Origin of the sequence: Mycobacterium sp. 050128 (genome assembly GCF_036409155.1) — a bacterium.
Taxonomy (GTDB): domain Bacteria; phylum Actinomycetota; class Actinomycetes; order Mycobacteriales; family Mycobacteriaceae; genus Mycobacterium.
In genome coordinates, this window is record NZ_JAZGLW010000003.1 from 431,442 (window position 1) to 449,376 (window position 17,935).

General features: G+C 68.8%; 6 protein-coding genes. 5 read left to right on the plus strand and 1 reads right to left on the minus strand.

Translation table 11 applies throughout. From position 1 onward, the window contains the following. Positions 1 to 11 precede the first annotated feature (11 nt). From SKC41_RS22810 to SKC41_RS31885, 3 genes are read left to right on the plus strand one after another with little or no spacing between them, the layout of a single operon-like run. Complete coding sequence (locus SKC41_RS22810; RefSeq protein WP_330979933.1) at positions 12 to 1,616, plus strand: amidohydrolase; 1,605 nt, start codon at positions 12 to 14, stop codon at positions 1,614 to 1,616. After that, the gene (gene lnt, locus SKC41_RS22815; RefSeq protein WP_442931754.1) at positions 1,609 to 3,519 is read left to right on the plus strand and encodes an apolipoprotein N-acyltransferase; all 1,911 of its coding nucleotides are present in this window, start codon (positions 1,609 to 1,611) and stop codon (positions 3,517 to 3,519) included. The genes SKC41_RS22810 and lnt overlap by 8 nt, the downstream gene beginning before the upstream one ends. After that, the gene (locus tag SKC41_RS31885; protein WP_442931755.1) at positions 3,516 to 4,310 is read left to right on the plus strand and encodes a polyprenol monophosphomannose synthase; all 795 of its coding nucleotides are present in this window, start codon (positions 3,516 to 3,518) and stop codon (positions 4,308 to 4,310) included. The genes lnt and SKC41_RS31885 overlap by 4 nt, the downstream gene beginning before the upstream one ends. Before the next feature lie 22 nt (positions 4,311 to 4,332). On the opposite strand, the gene rbpA is transcribed toward SKC41_RS31885, so the two are convergent. Further along, positions 4,333 to 4,668 carry an RNA polymerase-binding protein RbpA gene (rbpA, locus tag SKC41_RS22820; RefSeq protein WP_090603109.1) on the minus strand — a complete coding sequence of 112 codons (336 nt, stop codon included), beginning with the start codon at positions 4,666 to 4,668 and terminating at the stop codon, positions 4,333 to 4,335. 170 nt (positions 4,669 to 4,838) lie between these two features. Between rbpA and SKC41_RS22825 the strand changes: the two genes are divergently transcribed. Then, entirely contained in the window at positions 4,839 to 5,189 is a 351-nt protein-coding gene (locus tag SKC41_RS22825) for a hypothetical protein (protein ID WP_330979934.1), read from the plus strand. Positions 5,190 to 5,407: 218 nt separating this feature from the next. After that, the gene (locus SKC41_RS22830; RefSeq protein ID WP_330979935.1) at positions 5,408 to 17,923 is read left to right on the plus strand and encodes a type I polyketide synthase; all 12,516 of its coding nucleotides are present in this window, start codon (positions 5,408 to 5,410) and stop codon (positions 17,921 to 17,923) included. Positions 17,924 to 17,935 lie beyond the last annotated feature (12 nt).

Below are 17,935 nucleotides of genomic sequence, written 5' to 3' on the forward strand. Positions count from 1 at the left end.
AGTTTTGCGATGTGACCCCGATTCCGACGACGCTGCTGCTCAACGGGCGGATACACAGCCCCAGCCATCCCGACGCGACCGCGATGGCGGTGCGCGGCGAGGTGGTTGCGTGGCTGGGCAGCGACGACGTCGGTCGCCGGCAGTTTCCCGACGCCGAGGTGATGGACCTCGAGGGCGGCTTCGTGGCCCCGGGATTCGTCGACAGCCACATCCATGTCACCGCGACCGGCCTCACCCTCAGCGGCCTGGACCTGCGGGGGGCCACCTCGCGCGGGCAGTGCCTGCGGATGGTCGCCGACTATGCCGCCGCCCACCCCGGCGAGCCGATCTGGGGGCACGGCTGGGACGAGTCGTCGTGGCCCGAGAACTGCCCGCCGTCCACCGCCGAGCTCGACGCGGTGCTCGGGGATCGGCCGGCCTATCTGGCGCGCATCGACGTCCACTCCGCGCTGGCCTCGACCGGGCTGCGTCAGCTGGTTCCAGACCTGGCGGCGGCGCGCGGTTTCACCGCCGACCGGCCGCTGGCCGGAGACGCTCACCACCTGGTCCGTGCCGTCGCCCGGGGCCTGCTCACGCCCGCGCAGCTAGCCGAGGCCAGGACCGCCGCGCTGGGAGCCGCGGCCGCGGCCGGCATCGTCGCCGTCCACGAATGCGCGGGCCCCGAGATCGGTGGCCTCGACGACTGGCTGCAGCTGAACGCCTTCGAGCACGGCGTCGAGGTGATCGGCTATTGGGGTGAGGCGGTCAGCACCGCCGCGCAGGCCCGCGCGCTGATGGAGCAGACCGGTGCCCGTGGGCTGGCCGGTGACCTGTTCGTCGACGGGGCGCTGGGCTCGCACACCGCGTGGCTGCACGAGCCCTACACCGACGCTCCTGACCGTGTCGGCACCTGCTACCTGGACGCCGACGTCATCGAAGCTCACCTGCGGGCATGCACCGAGGCGCAGGTGACGGCGGGCTTCCACGTCATCGGTGATGCCGCGGTCTCGGCGGCGGTCGATGCGTTGGAACGAGTCGTCGCCGACCTCGGGGTGGTCGCCGTCGCCCGCTGCGGGCACCGGCTGGAGCACCTCGAGATGGTAACCGCCGACCAGGCCGCCAAACTCGGCGCGTGGGGCGTCATCGCCAGCGTGCAGCCCAATTTTGACGCCCTCTGGGGTGGTCGCGACGGCATGTACGCCGACCGTCTTGGCGCAGAACGAGGCAGCCGGCTCAATCCACTCGCGCTGTTAGCATCCCAAGGCGTGCCCCTCGCGCTAGGTTCCGACGCCCCGGTGACCGGGCTTGACCCGTGGGGAAGCGTGCGCGCGGCCGTCAATCACCACACCGCGGGCAGTGGCGTATCGGCCCGGGCGGCCTTCGCCGGCGCCACACGCGGCGGTTGGCGCGCGTGCGGCGTCCGCGACGCGAACATGGGCGCCCTGGTGCCGGGCGCTCCCGCCTCCTACGCGGTCTGGGACGCCGGAGACCTCGACGTCCACACCCCCGACGACAGCGTCCAGCGGTGGTCCACCGACCCACGGTCGCGGGTTCCCGCCTTGCCGTGCCTGGGCCCGGACGACGAGCTCCCGCGGTGCCGGGGCACCGTCCACCGAGGCGCTGTCATCCATGGCTAGGGAGCAGCCGGAGCCAGACCGTCCGGGCCCGGCCGGTCGAATGGCCGCAGCCACCGGCCACGGATTGGCGCGGCTGGGCAAGGGGGCGATCGCTCGGGTCCCCGGCATCGGGGCCGCGCTGCTGCCCCGGCTGCCGCGGCTGGTGGCCACCATCGGCGGCGGAGCGCTGCTGTGTGCCAGCTTCCCGTCGGTCAACTGGTGGTGGGCGGCCGTTGTCGCCGCCGCGTTGCTGGCCTGGGTGCTCAAACATCCCGACACGACACTGGCGGGCGGATTCGGTTACGGGTTCCTGTTCGGGCTCGCGTTCTATGTCCCGCTGTTGCCATGGATCAGCCTGCTGGTGGGCGCCGTCCCGTGGCTGACGTTGGCCACCATGTGCGCGTTGTTCCCCGGCCTGTTCGGCTTCTTCGCCGTCGTGGTGCGTCGACTGCCCGGGTGGCCGATCTGGTTCGCAGTGCTGTGGACGGCCCAGGAGTGGCTGAAGTCGATCGTCCCGTTCGGCGGCTTTCCCTGGGGCGCGGTGGCCTACGGCCAGGCCGAGGGCCCACTGCTGCCGTTGGTCCAGCTCGGCGGGGTGGCGCTGCTCTCCATGGGGGTCGTCCTGCTGGGCTTCAGCGTGACCGCGATCGCGCTGGAAATCGCCAACTGGTGGCGGACCGGTAGCCGGGTGCGCGGCGACGCCTCGGCCGGTGAGACCGGAGTGGAAGCGGCGCCGCCGCCCGCGGTCGTGCTGCCCGGCGTGTGCTTCTGTCTGGTGCTCTTTGTCGCGGTCATGGTCTGGCCGCAGGTGCGGCACTCCGGCGCCGGATCGGGTGGCGAACCGACGGTCACCGTCGCGGCCGTGCAGGGCAATGTGCCCAGGCTCGGCCTCGGCTTCAACGAACAACGGCGCGCGGTGCTCGACAACCACGTCGACGAGACGCTGCGGCTGGCCGAGGACGTCCGGGCCGGGGCCGCCCCGCAACCGCAGTTCGTGATCTGGCCCGAGGATTCCTCCGACATCGACCCCTTCGTCAACGCCGACGCCGCCCAGCGCATCGCGGAGGCGGCGCACGCGATCAACGCGCCGATCCTGATCGGTTCGGTGCTCGCGGTGCCAAACCACGACCAAGGACCCGAGCAGTACACCAACACCGCCATCGTCTGGAATCCGGTCACCGGCCCGGCCGACCGCCACGACAAAGAGATCGTCCAGCCGTTCGGCGAATACCTGCCCATGCGGTGGCTTTTCGAGCATCTGTCGAGCAAGGCCGGCCTGGCCGGCAATTTCGTCCCGGGAAAGGGCGCCGACGTGGTGCAGATCGCCGGCGTCCCCGTCGGCGTGGCCACCTGCTGGGAGGTGATCTTCGACCGGGTGCCGCGCAAGGCCGTGCTCAACGGCGCCCAGTTGTTGGCGGTGCCGGCCAACAACGCCACCTTCAACAAGCGCATGAGTGAGCAGCAACTCGCATTCGCCAAGGTTCGCGCCGTCGAGCACGACCGATACGTCGTGGTCGCCGGTACCACCGGGATCAGTGCGGTGATCGCTCCCGACGGCGCCGAGCTGGTCCGTACCGACTTCTTCCAGCCCGCTTACCTCGACATCCAGGTACGCCTCAAGACGGTGCTGACGCCGGCAACTCGGTGGGCCCCGATTATGCAGTGGGTGTTGGTCGCGGCGGCCGGAGCGGTCATTCTGGCCGGAATACGGCACAATGGGAGCTTCCCGCGTTCGATTCGCCTGCGGTCCAGGCCATCGGCTGAATCGGCAGACGTCGGGGCCGCCCCGGACGAACCCGGGCCCGACGAGGAAGTCCCGACGACCGCGCACGACGCTCCGTCGGACACCGACGACTACACTCCGCTCCACCAAAAGGGCGGCCCACAACCGCGGTATCTCGGGCGACACAGAGGAGATAAATGACCACCGGCGAGCAGGCGACCCGGGCTCCGGGCAATCGTGGAAGCCAGCGTGTCCTGGTTATCATCCCGACCTTCAATGAGCGGGAGAACCTACCCCTGATCCATCGGCGGCTGACGGACGCCTGCCCCGATGTACACGTGCTGATCGTCGACGACGGCAGCCCCGACGGGACCGGCGAACTCGCCGACGAGCTGGCCGCCGCCGACGGTGGTCGCACCCACGTCATGCACCGCACGGCCAAGGACGGCCTGGGCGCCGCTTACCTTGCCGGTTTCGCCTGGGGTTTGAGTCGGGACTACGCGGTCCTCGTCGAGATGGACGCCGACGGCAGTCACGCGCCCGAACAGCTGCGCCGCCTGCTGGACGCCGTCGACGCCGGGGCCGACCTGGCCATCGGTTCGCGCTACGTCGAGGGCGGCGCGGTGCGGAATTGGCCGAAGCGGCGCTGGGCCCTGTCCTGGACCGCCAACACCTACGCGCGACTGGCGCTCGACATCGACATCCATGACATCACCGCCGGCTACCGGGCCTACCGCCGCGAGGTGCTCGAGGCGATCGATCTCGACGGCGTCGACTCCAAGGGCTATTGCTTCCAGATCGATCTGACCCGGCGCACCCTGGACAGCGGATTCATCGTCGTCGAAGTGCCGATCACCTTCACCGAGCGCGAACTCGGCGTCTCCAAAATGAGCGGATCCAACATTCGCGAGGCGCTGGTCAAGGTCGCGAAATGGGGCATTGAGAGCCGCCGGAACGGTGCTCGGGCCGCTCGCGCGGCCAACCACAGCTAGCCGGCCGGGCTCACCGCCCGGGTCAGCCGCGTCGCTTCGAGCGGATCAGCTCGAGGCGCTCCTTGAGCAGTTCTTCGAGTTCTTCGACGGAGCGGCGCTCCAGCAGCATGTCCCAGTGGGTGCGCGGCGGCTTGACCTTTTTGGGCTCGGGTAGGTCGCCCTCGATCAGGGTGCCTTCCATGCCGTTGCGGCACAGCCAGGTGCCGGGGATGTCGGCGTCGTCGGCGAACGGAACCTCGAATTCCTCGCCGTTCTCGGTGCGGTACTTCGCGAGCTGACGGGGCGCCAGGTCGTGGTTGCGGTCGGTCTCATAGCTCACGGCTCCGAGGCGACTGCCCCTCAGTACACGATCAGCCATGGCTGTTACTCCTTTTAATTGCTCTGAGCTCTAGGCTCCGGTGACGCGATTCTATTCGCATAGCAAACGTTAGGACGTTGTGCCTAGTTCCCGAGTCGACACGCGGCATAGGCGACTCGACCGTCAATGATACCGGGATCGGCCAGTGCGGCCGACTAAAATCGGCAGGCGTGAGCCGCCGTTCCCACCCACAACCATGCCGCTGGTGCGGTCGAGACGTGACCGAAGTCGGGATGGGTCGGCGCCGTCAATACTGTCGGCAGTCGTGTCGGCAGCGGGCCTACGAGCAGCGGGCTTCGATCAACCGGGGCGAGGTGACGGCCCTACCGGTCGATGCCGTGGTGCTGTCGGCCGACGATGCGTCCGACCTATCAGATCGCGTCTACCAGGTCCGATGCGCCGCCGAGGATGTCGCGACAGCGTTGGACGAAGGCGCCGAGGCGACCGAACTGCGCGAGCTCTGCGAAGTGCTGATCCGCGCGGCCCAGGCCGCCGACGGCTGGCGTCGAGCGGTCGTCTGACCGCACTCGACCACGACAAATGGTTAGCCGGGTACAGTCGCGCCATGGACGGGCGCCCGTTCCTGCGGATTACGGGACGTTTTGAAATCCTGTCGGAGTTGGCCATACTCACCAGCGACATCTTGGGTCGTAGCAGCACGACGACGTCGTTTGTGCCGTAACTGCCGTGACGCGGCATCCGGTGGTTGAACGGCCAATGTTAGGCAAGGGGTACTGAGGTGGATCAACTCCAGCATGCGACCGAGGCGCTGCGGAAAGCGCTGGTCCAGGTTGAACGCCTGAAGCGCACCAACCGTGCGCTGCTGGAGCGCTCGAGCGAGCCGATCGCGATCGTCGGCATGTCCTGCCGCTTCCCGGGCGGGGTTGATACCCCCGAGCGCCTGTGGCAAATGGTGGCCGACGGCCGCGACGTCATCTCGGAGTTTCCCAGCGATCGCGGCTGGGATCTGGCCGGCCTGTACGACCCCGATCCCGACGCGCGGCACAAGACATACGCGCGAACCGGAGGCTTCGTCGACGATGTCGCGGATTTCGACCCCGCGTTCTTCGGCATCGCGCCCACCGAGGCGCTCGCCATGGATCCCCAGCATCGAATGCTGCTGGAACTGTCGTGGGAGGCATTGGAGCGCGGCGGGATCGACCCCAGCGGGCTGCGCGGCAGCGCCACCGGAGTGTTCGCCGGACTCATCGTCCAGGGCTACGGCATGCTCGCCGAGGAGATCGAGGGCTACCGGCTGACCGGCATGACCTCCAGCGTCGCGTCCGGGCGGGTGTCCTACGTGCTCGGCCTGGAAGGCCCGGCGGTGTCGGTGGACACCGCGTGCTCGTCGTCACTGGTGGCATTGCACATGGCGGTCCAGTCGCTGCGGTCCGGCGAGTGCGACCTCGCGCTGGCCGGCGGGGCGACCGTCAACGCCACGCCCACGGTTTTCATCGAGTTCAGCCGGCACCGGGGCCTCGCGCCCGACGGCCGGAGCAAGGCCTACGCCGGGGCGGCCGACGGGGTTGGCTGGTCCGAGGGCGGCGCCATGCTGGTCGTGGAGCGGTTGTCGGATGCGCGCCGGCTGGGGCATCCGGTGTTGGCGCTGGTGCGGGGATCGGCAGTCAACCAAGACGGCGCCTCCAACGGCCTGACCGCGCCCAATGGTCCGTCGCAGCAGCGGGTGGTGCGTGCGGCACTGGCCAACGCCGGGTTGTCGACGGCTGAGGTGGACGTGGTCGAGGGCCACGGCACAGGCACCACTTTGGGCGATCCCATTGAGGCCCAAGCGTTGTTGGCGACCTACGGCCAGGATCGCACCGAGCCGCTGTGGTTGGGCTCGATCAAATCGAACATGGGCCACACCCAGGCCGCCGCCGGCGTTGCCGGCGTGATCAAGATGGTGCAGGCAATGCACCATGAAACGCTGCCCGCGACGTTGCACGTGGATCAGCCCAGCCCACACGTGGATTGGTCGGCGGGTGCGGTGTCGTTGCTGACAGAAGCCCGGCCTTGGAAGGTTAAGTCGGCCGCGGATCACGCACGCCGCGCGGGGATCTCGTCGTTCGGGATCAGCGGCACCAACGCCCACGTGATCGTCGAATCCGCCCCGCCGCAAGAACCGCGGGAACCCGCCCCGACCCCCGCGGTCGTGCCGTGGGTGCTTTCGGCAAAGTCGTTGCCGGCGTTGGCGTCCCAGGCTTCACGGCTGGCCGCGCACGTAGCCGCCGATGACGGGCTCGACATCGCGGACGTAGCGTGGTCGTTGGCGGGCCGGGCGACCTTCGAGCACCGGGCCGTTGTCGTCGGTGGTGACCGCGACAGGTTGCTGGCCGGGCTGGAGGAATTGGCCGGCGACGAGCCGGGTGCCTCGATCATCCGGGGCCACGCGTTGCCCGCGGGCAAACACGTCTTCGTCTTTCCGGGCCAGGGCTCGCAATGGGTCGGTATGGGCGTCGAATTGCTCGATACCGCACCGGTATTCGCCCAGCAGATCGAGGCGTGCGCGGACGCGTTCGCCGAATTCGTCGACTGGTCGCTGATCGACGTCCTGCGCGGGGCGCCGGGCGCTCCGGGTATGGATCGCGTCGACGTCGTGCAGCCGGTGCTCTTCGCGGTGATGGTGTCGCTGGCCGAATTGTGGAAGTCGGTCGGCGTCAATCCCGACGCGGTGATCGGCCACTCTCAGGGCGAGATCGCCGCCGCGTATGTCGCGGGTACGCTGTCGTTGCACGACGCCGCGCGTGTGGTGACGCTGCGCAGCAAACTGCTGCGCTCGCTGACCCACCCCGGCGGCATGGTTTCCATCGCGTGCAGCACCGAGCGTGCTCGAGAATTGCTGGCGCCCTACGGCAATCGGATCAGCATCGCCGCCGTCAATGGCCCGTCCGCCATCGTGGTGTCGGGTGAGGTCGCCGCGTTGGAGGAACTCATCGGCTTCTGTGCCGACCTCGATCTGCGAACCCGCCGTATCGACGTGGACTACGCGTCGCATTCGGTCGAGGTCGAGGCGATTCGTGACGAGCTGACCACGGCGCTGGCCGGCATCGAGCCGCGCACCTCGCGGGTCGCCTTCTTCTCCACCGTGTCCGGAACCCGTGTGGACACAGCCGGTTTGGACCCCGCCTACTGGTACCGCAACATCCGACAAACCGTGCAATTCGAGCAAGCGGTGCGCACCGCCTGCGAGCACGGATACCGGACATTCATCGAATCCAGTCCGCATCCGGCATTGATCGCCGGCATCGAGGACACTTTCAACGACAGCAACCACTCCGGCGACACCGAGGCCATCGTCATTCCCACCCTGGGCCGTGACGACGGCGGACTCGAGCGGTTCCTGACCTCGGCCGCGGCGGCCTTCACCGCGGGTGTGAACGTGAACTGGCGCGGGGTACTCGACGGAGCCGGCTTCGTCGAGCTGCCCACGTATGCCTTTGACCGACGCAGGTTTTGGCTGTCGGGCGAGGGCATCGGCGCCGACGTCGCGAGCTTGGGGCTGGGCACCAGCGAGCACGCGCTGCTCAGCGCGGTCGTCGAGCTGCCGGCCTCGGGCGGGGTGGCGCTGACCGGCCGCCTGTCACCCAGCACGCAGAGCTGGCTGGCCGATCATGCCGTGTCCGGCGCGGTGGTGTTCCCCGGCGCCGGGTTCGTGGAGCTCGCCATCCGCGCCGGCGACGAAGTCGGATATTCGACGGTCGACGAGCTGACGTTGCAGGCGCCGTTGCTACTGCCGGTCGGCGATTCCGGATTCGGTTCGGTGGCGGTGCAAGTCGTGGTGGGCCCGGCCGAGGAATCGGGGCAGCGCAGTGTCGCGATTTTTTCGCGCGCCGACGCCGACTCCGCGTGGGTGTGCCACGCCGAGGGGGCCTTGAGCTCTGCGCCGGTCGAGCCGGTTGCCGACCTGTCGGTGTGGCCGCCGGCGGGCGCGATCGCGGTGAACACGGCCGACGGCTACGAAAAGCTGGCGGCCCGCGGGTACGGCTACGGCCCGGCCTTCCAGGGCTTGACCGCCACCTGGGTCCGTGGCGATGAGGTGTTCGCCGAAGTGCGACTGCCGGACGCGGCCGGCGGTGTCAGCGGGTTCGGAGTGCACCCGGCATTGCTCGACGCGGCAATGCATTCCATGGTCATGGCACACCAGGCCGACGACCAGGCCACCGACGTGGTGTTGCCTTTCGCCTGGCAGGGTATTTCGTTGCACGCTGCGGGCGCTTCGGCGGTGCGCGCACGCATTGCGCCGGCCGGTCCTTCGGGATTCTCGATCGAACTTGCCGACGGGCTGGGGTTGCCGGTGCTCTCGGTGGTCAACATGGTCGCCCGCCCGGTCAACGAGCAGCAACTTCGCGCGGCGATCTCGAGCTCGGGTCCGGACCGGCTGTTCGAGGTGGTGTGGACACCGGCGCCGGCAGCCACCGCCGCTAACGGTTCATCCCACCAGCTGCTTGAATCCGTTGTCGCGGAAGGTGATCCGGTGGCAGCCACGTATCTGCGCACCCACCAGGTGCTGGCGGCCGTGCAGTCGTGGCTGACCGAACACGACTCGGGCGTCCTGGTCGTGGCCACCCGCGGTGCGATGGGATTGCCGGGGGAGGACGTCACCGATTTGGCGGGCGCTGCGGTTTGGGGCCTGGTGCGATCGGCGCAGACCGAGCACCCTGGCCGGATCGTGCTGGTGGATTCCGATGCGCCCCTTGACGATGACACGACAGCTGCGGTGGTGGCGGCCGGCGAGCCTCAGGTATTGCTTCGTGGCGCAACGCTTTACACCCCACGGGTACACGGCAGCCGCGCGGTCGACGGTATCCTGGTGCCGCCCGCCGAGGGGCCCTGGCGCCTCGGCATCAGCAACGCAGGCACCTTCGAAAACCTGCGCCTAGAGCCGGTTCCCAATGCCGGAGCACCGTTGGAGCCGGGCCAGGTTCGGGTGGCACTGCGGGCTATCGCCACGAACTTCCGAGACGTCATGATCACCCTGGGCATGTTCACCCACGACGCCCTGCTCGGCGGCGAGGGTGCGGGGGTGGTGGTCGAAGTCGGTCCGGGCGTCACCGAATTCGCGGTCGGCGATTCGGTCTACGGATTCTTCCCCGACGGCAGCGGCACGCTGGTGCCGGGCGATACCCGGCTGCTGCTGCCGAAGCCCGCCCACTGGTCCTACCCCGAAGCCGCGGCCATCTCGGCGGTTTTCACCACCGCGTACATGGCGTTCATCCATCTTGCCGACGTCAAGCCGGGTCAGCGGGTGTTGGTGCACGCGGCCGCCGGCGGCGTGGGTATGGCCGCCGTACAGCTCGGCCGGCACCTGGGTCTGGAGATTTTCGCCACCGCCAGCCGCGGCAAGTGGGACACCTTGCGGGCCATGGGCTTTGACGACGACCACATCGGCGACTCGCGCACGTGCGAGTTCGAGGAGAAGTTCCGCGCGGTCACCGGCGGGGGCGGCATGGATGTGGTGCTGGACTCGCTGGCCGGTGAATTCGTCGACGCGTCGCTGCGTCTGGTCGCCCCCGGCGGTGTGTTTCTGGAGATGGGCAAGACCGACATCCGCGATCCCGGTGTGGTCGCCCGGGAGTACCCGGGCGTGCGTTACCGCGCCTTCGACTTGTTCGAGCCGGGCCGTCCCCGGATGCACGAGTGGATGCTCGAGCTCGCGAAACTGTTCGACGCCGGCGTGCTGCGGCCCCTGCCGGTAACGACTTTCGATGTGCGACGGGCCCGTTCGGCGTTGCGGTACCTGAGTCAGGCGCGCCACATCGGCAAGGTCGTCATGACTCTTCCCGGCGCGCCCGGTGGTGGGCTGGGTGCCGGCACCGTATTGATCACCGGCGGGACCGGGATGGCGGGCTCGACGCTGGCCCGTCACCTGGTGGCGCACCACGGCGTGCAGAACCTGGTGCTGTTGAGCCGGCGCGGCCCGGATGCGCAAGGATCCGCCGAGCTGGTCGCCGAATTGGAAGCGGCCGGCGCCCGGGTGAAGGTGGCCGCCTGCGACGCGGCCGACCGCGCCGCACTCGCCGCGGTAATCGCCCAGATCCCGGCGCAGCACCCGCTGTCCGGGGTGATTCACGCCGCCGGTGTGCTCGACGACGCCGTGGTCACCTCCCTGACGCCCGAGCGGGTGGATGCGGTATTGCGGGCCAAGGTGGACGCGGCCTGGAACCTGCACGAGCTCACTCGCGAACTGGATGTGTCCGCGTTCGTGATGTTTTCGTCGATGGCCGGACTGGTGGGTTCGTCGGGCCAGGCCAACTACGCCGCGGGCAACACGTTCCTGGACGGGTTGGCCGCGCATCGCCGTGCACACGGGTTGCCGGCGATCTCGCTGGGGTGGGGGCTGTGGGACCAGGCCAGCGCCATGACCGGCGGACTCGACGCCGCCGACATCGCCCGCTTGAGCCGCGATGGCATTCTGGCGTTGTCGTCGGACGAAGCGATGGAATTGTTCGACACCGCATTGATTGTCGACGAGGCGTTCATCGCGCCCGCCCGCATCGACCTGGCCGCGCTGCGCGCGCATGCCTCCGCCGTACCGCCGATGTTCACTGACCTGCTAACTGCGCCGGCCCGGCGCCAGGTCGACGACTCGCTGGCCGCGGCGAAGTCGAAATCGGCTCTGGCGCACCGGCTGCACGGGCTCTCCGAGCCCGAACAGCACGCGGTGCTGTTGGATCTGGTCCGCTCGCACATCGCGACCGTGCTGGGCAACACGACTGTCGAGGCGATCGACCCGGACAAGGCGTTCCAGGACCTGGGCTTCGATTCGCTGACCGCGGTCGAAATGCGCAACCGGCTGAAAACCGCTACGGGGCTTGCACTTTCGCCCACATTGATCTTCGATTACCCGACGCCGAACGGACTGGCCGGCTACATCCGCAAGGAGCTCGCCGGGGTTCCGCAAGAGATCGCGCCCACCGCGGCCGTTGCGGTCACCGGAGACGACCCCATCGTGATCGTCGGCATGTCGTGCCGCTACCCGGGTGGGGTGAGCTCTCCCGAGGACCTGTGGGAGATGCTGACCGAGCGCCGTGATGTGCTTACCGAATTCCCGAGCGACCGCGGCTGGGATATCGCCGGCGTCTACAACCCGGACCCCGATGTTCCGGGCACCTGCTACACCCGCACCGGCGGCTTCGTGGAGGGGGTCGGAGACTTTGATCCCGCCTTCTTCGGCATCACGCCGACCGAGGCGCTCGCGATGGATCCGCAACAGCGGATGTTCCTCGAACTTTCGTGGGAAGCCTTGGAACGAGCTGGGATTGAGCCCGGTGCGTTGCGCGGCAGCGCCACGGGCATGTTCGCCGGGGTCTACACGCAGGGGTACGGAATCGGCGCCGCGCCGACCGCGGAGGGTTTCCGGCTGACCGGGCAATCCTCGAGCGTCGCGTCGGGCCGAGTTTCTTACGTGCTGGGGCTGGAGGGCCCCGCGGTGTCGGTGGACACCGCGTGCTCGTCGTCGTTGGTCGCGCTGCACATGGCCGCACAGTCGCTGCGGTCTGGCGAGTGCGACCTGGCCCTGGCCGGCGGTGTCACGGTCAACGCCACCCCCGACATCTTCGTGGAGTTCAGCCGGATGCGCGGCCTGTCCGTCGACGGTCGGTGCAAGGCGTACGCGGGAGCCGCCGACGGCACCGGATTCTCCGAAGGTGGCGGCATGCTCGTCGTCGAGCGGCTGTCGGACGCCCGTCGGCTGGGTCATCCGGTGCTGGCGGTGGTCCGCGGTTCGGCCATCAATCAGGACGGTGCCTCCAACGGGTTGACCGCTCCCAACGGCCCGTCGCAGCAACGCGTGGTGCGCGCCGCGTTGGCCAGCGCCGGCTTGTCGACGGCCGACGTCGACGTGGTGGAAGGCCACGGCACCGGCACCACCTTGGGCGATCCCATTGAGGCCCAGGCATTGTTGGCGACCTACGGGCAGCACCGCGCCGAGCCGCTGCTGCTGGGATCGATCAAGTCGAACATGGGGCACACCCAGGCCGCCGCGGGCGTGGCCGGTGTGATCAAGATGGTGCTCGCGATGCGCCACGAGCTGGTGCCGGCGACCTTGCACGTGGATCAGCCCAGCCCGCATGTGGATTGGTCGGCGGGTGCGGTGTCGTTGCTGACCGAGGCGCGCCCGTGGCCCGCCGCGGGGCGCGCGCACCGGGCGGGTGTGTCGTCGTTCGGCATCAGCGGCACCAACGCCCACGTCATCATCGAGGCCGCCCCCACCGACGTCGATGACGTCGTCGAGCGCGCAGGAGCGCCGGTGCTGCCGTGGGTGGTTTCGGCAAAGTCATTGTTGGCGTTGCGTTCTCACGCGTCCCGGCTGGCCGACCACCTGCGCGCTTACCATGACCTCGAGTCCGCCGACGTGGCGTGGTCACTGGCCGGCCGGTCGAACTTCGAACATCGGGCCGTCATCGCCGGCGCCGATCGCGATCAGTTGCTGGCCGGTCTCGACGAACTGGCCGGCGGCGAGATCGGATCGGTCGTCCAGGGCACGGCTCAAGGCGGCAAGACCGTCTTCGTCTTCCCCGGTCAGGGCTCCCAGGTTCTGGGTATGGGAATGGGATTGCACGCCGGGTATCCGGTGTTCGCCGAGGCGTTCAACGCCGTGGTGGCCGAACTCGACCGGCACCTGCTGCGTCCCCTGCGCGAAGTCGTGTGGGGTCACGACGAAGACCTGCTGAACACCACCGAATTCGCCCAGCCGGCCTTGTTCGCGGTGGAAGTCGCCCTGTTCCGGCTGCTCGAATCCTGGGGTGTGCGAACCGACTTCGTGATGGGCCACTCGATCGGCGAGGTGGCCGCCGCACACGTCGCCGGTGTCTTGTCCCTGGAGAACGCCGCGGTACTGGTGGCCGCCCGCGGTCGCTTCATGCAAGCGCTACCGGCGGGCGGGGCGATGCTGGCCGTGCAGGCCACCGAAGAAGAGGTGCGCCCGTTGCTGACCGCCGATACCGGCATCGCGGCGGTCAATGCGCCAAGCTCCGTGGTGATTTCGGGCGCCGAAGACGAGGTCGCCGCGATCGCCGAGCGGCTTCGTGCCGACGGGCGCCGCGTGCACAAACTGGCCGTCTCGCATGCGTTCCACTCGCCGTTGATGGATCCGATGATCGACGAATTCGGCACGGTCGCGGCGGGACTCGCCATCGGCAAGCCCACTATCCCGATCGTGTCGAATGTGACCGGGCAGCTGGCCGGCGACGACTTCGCCACCGCGGCGTACTGGAAGCGGCACGTGCGCGAGGCGGTGCGATTTGCCGACAGCATTCGGTTCGTCAACGCCGCGGGTGTAACCCGGTTCCTCGAAGTCGGGCCCAGCGGCGGCCTGACGGCATCGATCGAAGAATCACTTCCCGATGCACCGGTCATCACGATGTCCGCACTTCGCAAAGACCGTCCGGAGCCGGAAACTCTGACCACGGCGATCGCGCAGGGGTACGTCGCCGGCATCGACGTGGACTGGCGTGCCGCCATCGGCCGGGCCAAATTCGTCGAGCTCCCCACCTACGCCTTTGAGCGACGGCGCTTTTGGCTCGCAAGCGACAGCGCCCCGGCCGACGCGGCCGGCCTGGGCCTGGCGGCCAGCGAACATCCATTGCTGGGCGCGGTGGTGGAGCTGCCGGCCTCGGGCGGGGTGGTGCTGACGGGCCGGTTGTCGCCGGGCGTGCAGACCTGGTTGAACGACCACGCCGTCGGCGGGGTCGTGCTGTTCCCCGGAGCCGGATTCGTAGAGCTCGCGATCCACGCCGGCGACGAGGTCGGCTGCGGAGTCGTCGACGAATTGAATCTCGCGGCGCCCCTGGTGTTGCCGGCCGGCGGATCGGTCGCGGTCCAGGTGGTGGTCGGGGGTGCCGACGAGGCGGGTGTTCGTGCGGTGTCGGTGTTCTCCCGCGGCGAGGTGGGTTCCGGCTGGTCGTTGCACGCCGAGGGCATGCTGCGGGCGGGCTCGGCCGAACCGAGCGCCGACCTGTCGGCCTGGCCGCCGGTCGGTGCGGTTGCGGTCGACATCGGCGACGGCTATGAGCGTCTGGCCGAACGCGGATACGGCTACGGGCCCGCGTTCCGCGGCTTGACCTCGATGTGGCGTCGCGGCGACGAGGTGTTCGCCGAAGTGACGCTGCCCGCGGACGCCGGGGTGTCGGTGGCCGGATTCGGCGTTCACCCGGTGATGCTCGACGCCGCGCTGCACGCGGTGATCCTGGCTTCCGATGGCGACGAGCTTGCCGAAGGTTCGATGCTGGTGCCGTTCTCCTGGCAGCAGGTCTCGCTGCATGCCGCGGGTGCGGCGGCAGTCCGGGCGCGGATCGTCCCGGTGGGAGATTCCGCCGTGTCCATCGAGCTGACGGATGGCCTTGGGCTGCCGGTGCTTTCGGTGGCGTCGATGGTGGCCCGGCCCGTCACCGATAAGCAGTTGCTGGCCGCGGTCTCGAACTCGGGCCCGGACCGGCTCTTCGAAGTCGACTGGATCGTGCAGCCGTCATCCTCGGTACAACCGGTCTCGGTGTCCGCCTGGGGCGCAACGGAATTGGAGGCCGTGGAGGGACAACGGTCGGCGGTGGTGTTCGAGTCGGCACCGGTCGCCGACGACATTCTGGCCGGGGTGTATGCCGCCACCCGCGGGGTGCTGCCGGTGCTGCAGTCGTGGCTGGCCCGTGAGGGCGCAGGCACGCTGGTGGTGGCGACCCGGGGCGCGATGACGTTGCCGGGGGAGGACATCACCGATCTGGCCGGTGCTGCGGTGTGGGGCTTGGTGCGGTCGGCGCAGACCGAGCATCCCGGTCGGATCGTGCTGGTCGACACCGACGGACCGCTCGACGACGAGGCGGTCGCCGCGGTCCTGGCCGCCGGCGAGCCGCAGGTATTGCTACGTGGCGCAAAGGTTTACATCGCCCGCGTCCACGGTAGCCGTGCGGTCAGCAGTCTCTTGGTGCCGCCGGGTGATGGCCCGTGGCGGATGGGGATGAGCAGTCGCGGCACCTTCGAGAACCTGCGACTGGAACGGATCCCCGATGCCGACGCGCCGCTGGGTCCCGGACAGGTTCGGATCGCGCTGTCGGCCATCGCGGCCAACTTCCGTGACGTGATGATCGCGCTCGGTCTCTACCCCGACCCCGACGCGATCATGGGCATCGAGGCATCCGGCGTCGTCTTGGAAATGGGGCCGGAAACCGCCGCACCGGACCACCGTTTCGCTGTCGGCGACCGCGTCATGGGCCTGTTCCCCGATGGCACCGGAACAATCGCCGTTACCGACCAGCGCCTGTTGGCCAAGGTGCCGGCCGGATGGTCGCACACCGCCGCCGCAACCACCACGGTGGTTTTCGCCACCGCCTACTACGCCCTGACGGATCTGGCCACGGCCAAACCCGGCCAACGGGTGTTGGTGCACGCGGCCGCCGGCGGCGTCGGGATGGCTGCCGTGCAGCTGGCCCGGCACCTGGGTCTGGAGGTCTTTGCGACCGCCAGCCGCGGTAAGTGGGACACGTTGCGGGCCATGGGCTTTGACGACGACCACATCTCCGACTCGCGCAGCCTGGACTTTGAGGACAAATTCCGTGCGGTCACCGCGGGGCGCGGCATGGATGTGGTACTGGATTCGCTGGCCGGCGATTTTGTCGACGCTTCACTGCGACTGGTGGCTCCCGGCGGAATCTTCCTGGAGATGGGTAAGACCGACATCCGTGAGCCCGGGGCGGTCGCCAGTGAGCATCCGGGTGTGCGTTACCGTGCGTTCGATCTCTTCGAGGCGGGTCCCGAGCGCATCCAGCAGATGCTGGACGAGCTGACCGCGCTGTTCGGCGACGACGTGCTACGGCCGTTGCCGGTCACCAGGTTTGACGTGCGACGCGCTCCGGCGGCGTTGCGCTACCTGAGCCAGGCGCGCCATGTCGGCAAGGTCGTGATGACTGTGCCTGTTGGGCCGGGTAACTGGCTGGGTGCCGGCACCGTGCTGATCACCGGAGGGACCGGGATGGCGGGCTCGGCATTGGCCCGTCATGTGGTGTCGCGGCATGGTGCCCGCAATGTGGTGTTGGTGAGCCGGCGTGGTCTGGATGCGCCGGGAGCCGCGGAGTTGATGACCGAGCTCAGAGCGACCGGGGCCCAGGTGCAGGTGGTGGCCTGTGACGTGGCCGATCGCGAGGCGCTGGCCAAGGTGATCGCTGATATCCCGGTGACGCGACCGTTGTCCGGCGTGATTCACGCGGCCGGAATGCTCGACGACGCCGTCATTTCCTCGTTGACCCCGGAGCGGGTGGATGCGGTGTTGCGGGCCAAGGTCGATGGGGCGTGGAACCTGCACGAGCTCACCCGCGACCTGGATGTGTCTGCCTTCGTGCTGTTTTCGTCGATGGCCGGGTTGGCGGGAGCATCGGGCCAGGCCAACTACGCGGCCGCCAACTCGTTCCTGGACGGGTTGGCCGTGCACCGGCGTCGATGCGGGTTGCCGGCGATATCACTGGGCTGGGGTCTGTGGGATCAGGCCAGTGCCATGACCGGTGCGCTGGGCGCCGCCGATCGTGCCCGGTTCGGCCGGGACGGCATCGTCGCGATGTCCTCCGATCAGGCACTGGACTTGATGGATACCGCGCTGATCGTGGACGAGCCGTTCCTCATGCCCGCCCACATCGATCTCGCGGCGCTGCGGGCGAAGTTCGACGGGGGCACATTGCCGCCGATGTTCGTCGATCTGATCAACGCGCCGACCCGGCGCCAGGTTGACGATTCGCTGGCCGCGGCCAAGTCGAAATCGGCTCTACTGCAACGCCTTGAGGGTCTGCCCGAAGACGAGCAATACGCCGTGCTGCTCGATCTGGTGCGCTCCAACATCGCCACGGTGCTGGGTAACTCCAGCCCCGAGTCCATCGATCCGGACCGGGCGTTCCAGGAGCTCGGCTTTGACTCGCTGACCGCGGTCGAGATGCGCAACCGGTTGAAGTCCGCGACCGGCCTGGCACTTTCACCCACGCTGATCTTCGATTACCCGAACTGCGCCGCGCTGGCCGGCTACATGCACTCCGAGCTCATCGGAACCGAGCAGCAAGGCACCCCGGCCGCCGCGCCCGGGGAAGCCGACATCCAGCGTGTGGTGGGCTCGATTCCGGTGAAGCGACTCCGGCAGGCGGGCGTGCTGGAGTTGTTGCTCGCATTGGCAACCGAAGACACAACCGCGCAGGTGCCGGCTGCGGGGGTGAGCGCCGAGAAGGACATTGCGGACATGGACCTCGAGGACCTGCTCAATGCCGCGTTGAGCGACGACGACGAATAGCGAAAGTCGGAA

Excerpts from the sequence above, each read along its gene's own strand:
- SKC41_RS31885 (WP_442931755.1), top strand. The coding sequence starts at position 3,516 with ATGACCACCGGCGAGCAGGCGACCCGGGCTCCGGGCAATCGTGGAAGC.
- lnt (WP_442931754.1), top strand. The coding sequence starts at position 1,609 with ATGGCTAGGGAGCAGCCGGAGCCAGACCGTCCGGGCCCGGCCGGTCGA.
- rbpA (WP_090603109.1), bottom strand. The coding sequence starts at position 4,668 with ATGGCTGATCGTGTACTGAGGGGCAGTCGCCTCGGAGCCGTGAGCTAT.